This is a genomic window from Brevibacillus brevis, from assembly GCF_900637055.1.
Classification (GTDB): domain Bacteria; phylum Bacillota; class Bacilli; order Brevibacillales; family Brevibacillaceae; genus Brevibacillus; species Brevibacillus brevis.
The window spans coordinates 5,680,234-5,690,000 of record NZ_LR134338.1 but is presented as its reverse complement, the minus strand read 5'-3'; the positions used below and the strand labels follow the sequence as shown (position 1 = coordinate 5,690,000).

The following is a 9,767-nucleotide window of genomic DNA, read 5'->3' as shown; positions in this document are numbered from 1 at the left end:
TCCTTACGGACTGGGTAGGGGAGCGTTCCAAGCAGCAGTGAAGCCGTACTGGAAAGAGCGGTGGAGCGCTTGGAAGTGAGAATGCCGGTGTAAGTAGCGAAAAGACAAGTGAGAATCTTGTCCACCGAAAGCCTAAGGTTTCCTGGGGAAGGCTCGTCCTCCCAGGGTTAGTCGGGACCTAAGCTGAGGCCGAAAGGCGTAGGCGATGGACAACAGGTTGATATTCCTGTACCACCTCTGTTCCGCTTGAGCAATGGCGTGACGCAGGAGGATAGGGTGAGCGGCCTACTGGATGGCCGTCCAAGCAGTGAGTGTGGTGTGTAGGCAAATCCGCACACCGTTAAGCATGAGCTGTGATGGCGAGGGAAATTTAAGTACCGAAGTCCCTGATTTCACACTGCCAAGAAAAGCGTCTAGCGAGGAACAAGGTGCCCGTACCGCAAACCGACACAGGTAGGCGAGGAGAGAATCCTAAGGTGCGCGGGATAACTCTTGCTAAGGAACTCGGCAAAATGGCCCCGTAACTTCGGGAGAAGGGGCGCCTCGGTAGGGTTAATAGCCCGAGGGGGCCGCAGTGAAAAGGCCCAAGCGACTGTTTAGCAAAAACACAGGTCTCTGCGAAGCCGCAAGGCGAAGTATAGGGGCTGACGCCTGCCCGGTGCTGGAAGGTTAAGGGGATGAGTTAGCGCAAGCGAAGCTTTGAACCGAAGCCCCAGTAAACGGCGGCCGTAACTATAACGGTCCTAAGGTAGCGAAATTCCTTGTCGGGTAAGTTCCGACCCGCACGAAAGGCGTAACGACTTGGGCGCTGTCTCGGCAAGAGACCCGGTGAAATCATAATACCTGTGAAGATGCAGGTTACCCGCGACAAGACGGAAAGACCCCATGGAGCTTTACTGTAGCCTGGTATTGGAACTTTGTGCATCATGTACAGGATAGGTGGGAAGCTGAGAAGCAGGGGCGCCAGCCTCTGTGGAGCTGTCGGTGGGATACCACCCTTGATGTACGGAGTTTCTAACTCGTCGCCCTTATCGGGCGAGAGGACCATGCCAGGTGGGCAGTTTGACTGGGGCGGTCGCCTCCTAAAAGGTAACGGAGGCGCCCAAAGGTTCCCTCAGAATGGTCGGAAATCATTCGTAGAGTGTAAAGGCAGAAGGGAGCTTGACTGCGAGACCTACAAGTCGAGCAGGGACGAAAGTCGGGCTTAGTGATCCGGTGGTTCCGCATGGAAGGGCCATCGCTCAACGGATAAAAGCTACCCTGGGGATAACAGGCTTATCTCCCCCAAGAGTCCACATCGACGGGGAGGTTTGGCACCTCGATGTCGGCTCATCGCATCCTGGGGCTGAAGTAGGTCCCAAGGGTTGGGCTGTTCGCCCATTAAAGCGGTACGCGAGCTGGGTTCAGAACGTCGTGAGACAGTTCGGTCCCTATCTGTCGCGGGCGTAGGAAGTTTGAGGAGAGCTGTCCTTAGTACGAGAGGACCGGGATGGACGCACCGCTGGTGCACCAGTTGTCACGCCAGTGGCACAGCTGGGTAGCTATGTGCGGACGGGATAAGCGCTGAAAGCATCTAAGCGTGAAGCCCCCTCCAAGATGAGACTTCCCACAGCGCAAGCTGGTAAGACCCCTCATAGACGATGAGGTTGATAGGTTCGGTGTGGAAGCGCGGTAACGCGTGGAGCTGACGAATACTAATCGGTCGAGGACTTATCCACACACACTTAGCAATCATGCGTATTCAGTTTTGAAGGAATAAATCCTTCAACGTTCCTCGGTAGCTCAGTTGGTAGAGCAATCGGCTGTTAACCGATCGGTCGGCGGTTCGAGTCCGTCCCGAGGAGCCATATATACGGAGAGTTACCCAAGAGGCCGAAGGGGACGGTTTGCTAAACCGTTAGTATGCGCAAGCGTAGCGAGGGTTCGAATCCCTCACTCTCCGCCATATGTTTTAATCTCATAGCTTCATGGCGGTGTAGCTCAGCTGGTTAGAGCGTTCGGTTCATACCCGAAAGGTCGGGGGTTCGATTCCCTCCGCCGCTACCATATTAGTCGCGGTCGTGGTGGAATTGGCAGACACACCATCTTGAGGGGGTGGCGGGGCGACCCGTGCGAGTTCGAGTCTCGCCGACCGCACCATACTTCATATCTTGGCCCGTTGGTGAAGCGGTTTAACACAGCAGCCTTTCACGCTGTCATTCAGGGGTTCGAATCCCCTACGGGTCACCTAGCAAAATGCCCTGCAATAGCAGGGATCCTGGAGGCTTAGCTCAGCTGGGAGAGCATCTGCCTTACAAGCAGAGGGTCGGCGGTTCGATCCCGTCAGCCTCCACCACTTGTATTAATGGACAAGGAAGGTCAGCTAAAAACGCCACGTCCTGTGGCAACACTGACACTCAGTCGTCCTGACTATCGCGGGATGGAGCAGCTCGGTAGCTCGTCGGGCTCATAACCCGAAGGTCGCAGGTTCAAATCCTGCTCCCGCAACCAAATATGGAGCTGTGGTGAAGTTGGAGTTCACGCCGGTCTGTCACACCGGAGGTCGCGGGTTCGAGTCCCGTCAGCTCCGCCATTTTCTCGAATGAATGGCGAAGATCAATCATAAATGGCTCGGTAGCTCAGTCGGTAGAGCAGAGGACTGAAAATCCTCGTGTCGGCGGTTCGATTCCGTCCCGAGCCACCACTAATTAAATTCAACAGCGCCGGTATAGCTCAATTGGTAGAGCACCTGACTTGTAATCAGGGGGTTGTGGGTTCAAGTCCTATTGCCGGCACCACCATTGGGGTATAGCCAAGCGGTAAGGCAACGGACTTTGACTCCGTCATTCCTAGGTTCAAATCCTAGTACCCCAGCCATTTGCGAGCCATTAGCTCAGTTGGTAGAGCATCTGACTTTTAATCAGAGGGTCGAAGGTTCGAGTCCTTCATGGCTCACCAGTTTTTTAGCTGAACAAGCAAAGCTGCGTGATAGTAACAGTAATGCCTTTTCTGTTCTAAGTAAAATGCGGGTGTGGCGGAATGGCAGACGCACCAGATTTAGGTTCTGGCGGGCAACCGTGGGGGTTCAAGTCCCTTCACCCGCACCATACTATGACAGAAAGCTTTGCCCTCAGTACAAACCTCATAAGATGTAACATGCGGACGTAGCTCAATTGGTAGAGCGTCGCCTTGCCAAGGCGAAGGTCGAGGGTTCGAGACCCTTCGTCCGCTCCATTTATTTGTGCCCTTAGCTCAGCTGGATAGAGCGTTTGACTACGAATCAAAAGGTCGGGAGTTCGAATCTCTCAGGGCACGCCATATTTCATATGAAACCGAAGAGTAGGAATAGATCCTACTCTTTTTTTTATAATGACTGGTGTGTTTTTGCAAATTTTAAGCATTTTTCCCTTGTATCTCCTATTTGCATCCATTACTTTAGAATTACGCTGAAAGCATGGAGGAACAGCTGTTACAAACCTGCGGAAGAATATCATGGAACAGGAGTTGTATCAACATGAACCCTATCAAATTGGAACAAGTAAATCCTGCAATAGCCAGTTTAATCGATAATATAGAAAAAGTATTAATTGGTAAACGCTCTGTGATTGAGTTGATGGTAGCGGCTGTTCTAGCGAATGGTCACGTTTTGCTCGAAGATGTACCAGGCGTTGGGAAGACCATGATGGTACGGGCATTGTCCAAATCAATCAGTGGTGATTTTAAACGGATTCAATTTACCCCAGATTTGTTGCCAACGGATGTGACAGGGGTTGCTATCTTTAATCAAAAAAGTCTGGAGTTTGAGTTCCGTCAAGGGCCGATTTTTGCAAATGTCATTCTTGCAGACGAAATCAACCGGACATCGCCAAAAACACAATCTGCACTCTTGGAAGCCATGGAAGAGCGCTCGGTAACAATCGATGGTGCTACGTATCGATTGGCAGAGCCGTTTTTTGTGATGGCTACGCAAAACCCATTAGAGTATGAAGGAACCTTTCCATTACCTGAAGCTCAATTGGACCGATTTTTCATGCAATTAAGCTTGGGGTATCCAACAGTAGAGGAAGAAATGCGGATGCTGTCCAGATTCTCGGCAGCGAATCCATTGGAAGAGCTTCAGCCGGTTATGACCACCGCTGAGCTTGCGGAACTTCAACGCCAGGTATCGACGATCAAGGTATCGGAAGGAATAAAAGAATACATCGTGCGTCTATGTCATCGTACGCGTGAGCATCATCATATTTATCTAGGCGTGAGCCCGCGAGGTTCCCTTGCTCTTTATCGGGCTGTTCAGGCATTGGCATTTGTTCGTGGACGTGATTATGTCATTCCAGATGATGTGAAGGAACTCGTTCCAGCAGTGTTTGCACACCGTATGATTGTGAAACCAGAAGCAAGACTGGAAGGAGCAACCGTAGATCGGGTGTTAGCTATGATCTTGTCTGAGACCCGTATCCCGGTAAGCTAAGGCGGTGATTACGGATGAGACAGCAAAGGTGGGGTAAGCTCAAGGCGATTGCATTAGTCCTGATCACTTATGTATTCGCAAAATTTCAAGGTGGCTTCTCAAGCTGGTTTCTTTTCTATAGTAGTTTGGTGTTTCTCCTGTATGAAATTGTCGCTTATGTACTCATATTCACGAAGCTAGAAGTCGAGCGTGAACTAGATCGCAATCGTCTGCAGGATGGGGAAGATGTGATTGTAACGATACGCCTGCGCCGGAGGATTTGGTTCCCGCTGGGATGGAATATGATTATGGAGCCATTGCCGGCGAGACTGGCTGGTGTGTATGAGCCGCATCGACAACTGATATTCCCGTGGTTCAAAAGGGAAGTCGAGTTTCGGTATGTCATACCCAATGTACCGAGGGGGTACTATCGACTCGATGAATGTGTAGTAAGTGGCGGTGATTTTTTTGGATTTTTTGAGCGCCGCAAGGTTTATTCGATTTCTCAGGAGTTTCTCGTTTATCCAAAATATAAAGAATTGACCCATTGGGCCCTGGGTGACGGGAGCTTCAGTGGGACGGTGCATGTTTCTCATCGACGCTCTGACGACGTAGCAGCAGTACGCGGCGTAAGAGACTATCATCGGGGTGATCGGTTGAGCCAAATTCATTGGCGAGCTTCTGCACGGGGGATGGGTCTGAAGACGAAGGAGTTTGAGCATCAAGCGATGAATCAGGCTGTCTTTTTCCTTGATGTAGAGAAGGCGAGCTACCAAGGGAAGCCTGTTCACTTGTTTGAAACAGCAGTGAAGCTAGCCGCGAGCCTGATCGCTTACGCCAATCGGAACCAATATCATTATGGGCTCGTGTACAAGCAAGCAGAACGAATATCGATACCACCAGGTCTGTCCCATGCACATTTCCTTAGAGTTTTTGATCAATTAGCTCGTGTCGCACCAGAAGGACAAGAGTCATTTGCAAGAATTGTGGGAAGAGAAGCATTGGAGCAGCCTCAAGGTGTTACTTTGATTATTATTACACCGCATGTAGAAAGAACGTTGATCAGTCGTTTAGTCACACTCGCTCAAAAAGGCAGACGGGTGCAATTGTTTCTCATGCAGAACGAGTCAACGATTTCGCATGAACAAAAACAAGCGTTGCAGCTGCTTGGCGCAAACAAAGTAACATGTACGTCTATTCACATGGATGATCAAGAGTGGAAACGGATTGGAGGTGCATAGACTCATGAGCGTTTGGAAGCGTCCAACGATTTGGGAATGGGTCTTGACCCTTTTTCTGTTCCTGATGTTAAGAGAGTGGCTGATTCCTCTACAGACATTAACCGATACGGGCGTTCTGTGGCCGTTTTATGCGCTTGTGGCTGGAGTCATCATCATTGACCTGTTGATCCCTTATCGGTGGCTAACCTTGCCGATCAAGGCTGTGGGGCTATTAGTGCTTTTGCATGCTACTTTATTTGCCAAACCGTTTTTTGACACGGAATGGATTGGCGAATTGTACGGGCAGATGATTCACGATCTTCCGTTAGCGTTTCAACAGGATTGGGCCAGCATGTCGATCTTGTCGCGGAATACCATGTTTGATCTCGTCTTGGTGCTGTTAGCGACGATGTTAACGTATCTGGTGCTGGAACAACGACAAGGCTTATGGTTTGTCTTTTTGACGGAATTGTATTTGGCTGTGTTGGATACGTTTCTCCCATATGATGCCAGTGCAGGGGTTGTACGGACGCTGATCATTGGTTTCCTGATGCTGGCCATTAGCCATCTGATGAAGATGACGAACATGGCAACATTAGCAGGGAAGAGAAGCCGAATCATGCTCAATTCACTCCTGGCTTCGGTGATGGTCATTATGGCCTGTATAGGCATCGGTTATGCTGCACCGAAGACAGGACCGTCATGGCCTGATCCGATCGCCTATTTCACAGGGAAAGGAAATGATACCCCTGTTGGTGTGATGAAAAAAGTAGGATACGACAACAACGACGAACGGTTGGGCGGTCCTTTCATGCAAGATAACACACTCGTGTTTATTGCAAAGACGAACGAGCGCAGCTATTGGCGCGGTGACTCGAAGGACGTGTATACGGGAGTAGGCTGGGAAAAAGGCGATAGAGACTACGAGTCAATCCTGGACCCGCAAACCTATACATGGGAGAATACGTTGTTCCAAGGGCTTGAAACGAAGAAGGTACAAGCTACATTGGAATTTAAAGGCCCACAGCAATTCCCGACTGTCTTTTATCAAGGTCAGCTGAAAAAGGTGAGCAACTACGCTCCACCAGAGGCAACCGTCGTATATGACAAAATGAATCAGCAACTCGAAGTACGGGCGGGAAAAATCAACTTGGTTCAGCTGAGTGAGAAAAACGGTCGGCCAGAGTACGGCCCCAATCCGCTTTTGCTCAAACTGAATCAATACAAGGTCGAGACAGAAGTACCGATTGTCAGTGAAAAGGCCGTTACGAATGCGGGGACGAACTATCCGGATGATATCCAAGAGCGCTATTTGCAAGTGCCAGCCTCGGTGCCTCCGCGAGTAAGAGAGCTCGCTGCCACGATTACAAAGGATGCGAAGACTCCTTATGACAAAGTGAGAGCGATCGAGAATTACTTGCGCTCAAGTGGAAAATATAAGTATGAAACGAAGGACGTTCCAGTCGCTGCAGAAGGTCAGGACTTTGTCGATCACTTCTTGTTTGACAGCCTTCGAGGGTACTGTGACCATTTCTCCACTTCGATGGCCGTTATGCTTCGTACCCTGGATATCCCGACACGTTGGGTCAAAGGCTTCGCACCTGGTGAACGGGTGGGAACGGATGCGCTTAACTACGAGACTGTAGAAGTGCGCAACAAGGATGCTCACTCGTGGGTAGAGGTATACTTCCCGGGGGTTGGTTGGGTTCCTTTTGAAGCGACGAGTACATTCATGTCACCTGTTCGTTTTCAGTATGATCTGGTCACCTCACAGCCGGAGATCCCCGTTCCGTTGCCAAACATGGCGAATCAAACGGACATCGATCGTGGGGATGGACGCTTCAATGAGCTGGAAGAGGGAGACAGGCCAGCAGGCAGTTGGATTAAAATTCCGTGGCAAGTCAACGCGGTATTGGCAGTAGTCGCTGTGGCGGCAGGAATTATCGCATGGCGTCGCAGACAAGACATCCAGCTATGGTGGATGCGCAGGCAACTGAATCAAGAGCGAAGCAGTGAGTTCCCGGATCGGTACCACATGCTGATGCGGATGATGGAGCGAGTCTACACGCGCAGACAGCCAGGAGAAACGTTGCGGGAGTACGTGGGCAGGATGACCCTGCCGGCAGACAAGCGACAAGACCTGCGCTATTTGACGGAGCTGTACGAACGTACCGTGTATGGCTACAAACAAATGGAACAAAAGGCGAGAACAATAGCAGAGCAAATACTCGAACGGTTAATCCGTCAATTGAAGCCTTGAACAATGCCGTTCCATCTGCTAGAATGACGATCAATGAGACTCGTATAATGATCAGGAATAGGGCCTGAAAGTTTCTACCGCTAGACCGTAAATTTGGCGACTACGAGGAGAGCACATCGGATTTTTGTACATGCAAACCGCACATGTGTACACAAGCTGGGACGTTGCCTCCGTATTGTTTATCGGAGAAAAGCAGTCCCGGCTTTTTTGCAAATATGCGACAACTTCGCATGGCATGCCGACACTTGCACGTCCTGTATGTTACAGGAGAAGGGGGATATGATGGACAAGTCAATGGAAATGGTCGTCGTACTCGATTTCGGAGGCCAGTACAATCAGTTGATCGCGCGCCGTGTACGCGATCTGGGTGTTTATAGTGAACTCATTGCGTTCAATACACCTGTTGAAAAGATTAAAGAGATGAATCCAAAAGGGATTATTTTCTCTGGCGGACCGGCTAGCGTGTACGAAGAGGGAGCACCAACTGTAGACCCTGCAATTTTTGACCTGGGCTTGCCTGTATTGGGTATTTGCTACGGCATGCAGTTGATGAGCCATTTGACGGGCGGAAAAGTAGAACGCGCGGGTAAACGCGAGTACGGAAAAGCTGAATTGCGTATGCAGCAAAAACACAGCTTGTACGACAAATGGGATACGAACGAAATCGTGTGGATGAGCCACTCTGACAAAGTAGTGGAGCTCCCAACCGGATTTGTCATTGATGCGGTAAGCGACAGCTGCCCGGTAGCTGCGATCAGCAACCCTGAGCGCCAGCTGTACGGCGTACAGTTCCATCCAGAAGTAGTTCATACCCAAAAAGGTACTGAGTTCATCGGAAACTTCCTGTTCAACATTTGTGGATGTGAAGCGACTTGGAGCATGACGACGTTCATCGAGGACGAGCTGGTTCGCATTCGTGAAACAGTCGGCAACAAGCAAGTACTGTGTGCGTTGAGCGGCGGGGTGGATTCTTCCGTAGTAGCAGCGCTGATTCACAAGGCGATTGGCGATCAATTGACGTGCATGTTCGTTGACCACGGTCTTCTGCGCCAAGGGGAAGCAGAAGGGGTAATGGAGACATTCGCTGAGAAATTCTCCATGAAAGTGATCAAGATCGATGCTCGCGAGCGTTTCATGAGCAAGCTCAAAGGTGTATCTGACCCAGAGCAAAAGCGCAAAATCATCGGTAACGAGTTCATTTACGTATTCGATGAAGAAGCAGCCAAGCTGACAGATATGGACTTCCTGGCACAAGGTACGCTGTACACCGATATCGTGGAGAGTGGAACAGCAACTGCACAAACGATCAAATCGCACCACAACGTAGGCGGTTTGCCAGAAGACATGAAGTTCACGTTGATTGAACCATTGAAAACATTGTTCAAAGACGAAGTACGCAAACTGGGTACAGAGCTGGGCTTGCCAGATGAAATTGTTTGGCGTCAGCCATTCCCAGGACCGGGCCTCGGCATTCGTGTTTTGGGTGAAGTTACGGAAGAAAAACTAAAGATCGTTCGTGAATCCGATGCGATCTTGCGTGAGGAAATTGCCAAGGCAGGTCTCGATCGGGAAATCTGGCAGTACTTCACGGCTTTGCCAAACATGACGACCGTAGGTGTAATGGGAGATGTTCGTACGTATTCTTACACAGTAGGGATTCGTGCGGTAACGTCCATTGATGGTATGACCGCTGACTGGGCGCGCATTCCGTGGGACGTATTGGAGAAAATCTCTGTGCGTATCGTGAATGAAGTAGACAATGTAAACCGCATTGTGTATGATGTAACGTCCAAACCACCAGCAACCATTGAGTGGGAATAGGAGCAAAAAATGACTCTCTTTTATTTGCGTGATTAGCGAA

The 9,767-nt window shown here is 50.2% G+C and carries 4 protein-coding genes, 15 tRNA genes, 1 rRNA gene and 1 riboswitch (1 of these 21 running past the window's edge); all 20 genes read left to right on the top strand.

Translation table 11 applies throughout. From position 1 onward, the window contains the following. Positions 1-1,718, top strand: a 23S ribosomal RNA gene (locus EL268_RS27565) (it extends 1,211 nt beyond the left edge of the window). Positions 1,719-1,771: 53 nt separating this feature from the next. Beyond that, a tRNA-Asn gene (locus tag EL268_RS27560) sits at positions 1,772-1,847 on the top strand. 7 nt (positions 1,848-1,854) lie between these two features. After that, positions 1,855-1,945, top strand: a tRNA-Ser gene (locus EL268_RS27555). Positions 1,946-1,969: 24 nt separating this feature from the next. Then, positions 1,970-2,046: transfer RNA gene (locus EL268_RS27550), tRNA-Met, on the top strand. Between the two features lie 8 nt (positions 2,047-2,054). Beyond that, positions 2,055-2,139 (top strand) — tRNA-Leu (locus tag EL268_RS27545). A 13-nt stretch (positions 2,140-2,152) separates the two neighbouring features. Continuing rightward, positions 2,153-2,226, top strand: a tRNA-Glu gene (locus EL268_RS27540). Between the two features lie 33 nt (positions 2,227-2,259). After that, positions 2,260-2,335: transfer RNA gene (locus EL268_RS27535), tRNA-Val, on the top strand. Between the two features lie 78 nt (positions 2,336-2,413). Beyond that, positions 2,414-2,490: transfer RNA gene (locus EL268_RS27530), tRNA-Met, on the top strand. A 5-nt stretch (positions 2,491-2,495) separates the two neighbouring features. Then, positions 2,496-2,572: transfer RNA gene (locus EL268_RS27525), tRNA-Asp, on the top strand. Positions 2,573-2,607: 35 nt separating this feature from the next. Beyond that, a tRNA-Phe gene (locus tag EL268_RS27520) sits at positions 2,608-2,683 on the top strand. An 18-nt stretch (positions 2,684-2,701) separates the two neighbouring features. Beyond that, positions 2,702-2,777 (top strand) — tRNA-Thr (locus tag EL268_RS27515). 4 nt (positions 2,778-2,781) lie between these two features. Beyond that, positions 2,782-2,856: transfer RNA gene (locus EL268_RS27510), tRNA-Gln, on the top strand. A gap of 5 nt (positions 2,857-2,861) precedes the next feature. Then, positions 2,862-2,937, top strand: a tRNA-Lys gene (locus tag EL268_RS27505). A 67-nt stretch (positions 2,938-3,004) separates the two neighbouring features. After that, positions 3,005-3,086 (top strand) — tRNA-Leu (locus tag EL268_RS27500). A 51-nt stretch (positions 3,087-3,137) separates the two neighbouring features. Further along, positions 3,138-3,213, top strand: a tRNA-Gly gene (locus tag EL268_RS27495). Between the two features lie 7 nt (positions 3,214-3,220). After that, positions 3,221-3,297 (top strand) — tRNA-Arg (locus EL268_RS27490). Positions 3,298-3,493: 196 nt separating this feature from the next. Continuing rightward, a complete protein-coding gene (locus tag EL268_RS27485; RefSeq protein ID WP_106652411.1) occupies positions 3,494-4,447 on the top strand; it encodes an AAA family ATPase in 954 nt (317 codons plus the stop codon). A gap of 14 nt (positions 4,448-4,461) precedes the next feature. Further along, on the top strand, positions 4,462-5,667 hold the full coding sequence (locus EL268_RS27480; RefSeq protein WP_106652412.1) for a DUF58 domain-containing protein: 1,206 nt from the start codon (positions 4,462-4,464) through the stop codon (positions 5,665-5,667). A gap of 4 nt (positions 5,668-5,671) precedes the next feature. Next, positions 5,672-7,906: a transglutaminase TgpA family protein gene (locus tag EL268_RS27475; protein ID WP_164724533.1), complete on the top strand. Its 2,235-nt coding sequence runs from the start codon at positions 5,672-5,674 to the stop codon at positions 7,904-7,906. 20 nt (positions 7,907-7,926) lie between these two features. Beyond that, positions 7,927-8,029, top strand: a riboswitch (purine riboswitch). Between the two features lie 159 nt (positions 8,030-8,188). Next, on the top strand, positions 8,189-9,727 hold the full coding sequence (gene guaA / locus EL268_RS27470; protein ID WP_106652555.1) for a glutamine-hydrolyzing GMP synthase: 1,539 nt from the start codon (positions 8,189-8,191) through the stop codon (positions 9,725-9,727). Positions 9,728-9,767 lie beyond the last annotated feature (40 nt).

Coding starts and splice junctions, on each gene's coding strand:
- guaA (WP_106652555.1), top strand. CDS start 8,189: ATGGACAAGTCAATGGAAATGGTCGTCGTACTCGATTTCGGAGGCCAG.
- EL268_RS27475 (WP_164724533.1), top strand. CDS start 5,672: ATGAGCGTTTGGAAGCGTCCAACGATTTGGGAATGGGTCTTGACCCTT.
- EL268_RS27485 (WP_106652411.1), top strand. CDS start 3,494: ATGAACCCTATCAAATTGGAACAAGTAAATCCTGCAATAGCCAGTTTA.
- EL268_RS27480 (WP_106652412.1), top strand. CDS start 4,462: ATGAGACAGCAAAGGTGGGGTAAGCTCAAGGCGATTGCATTAGTCCTG.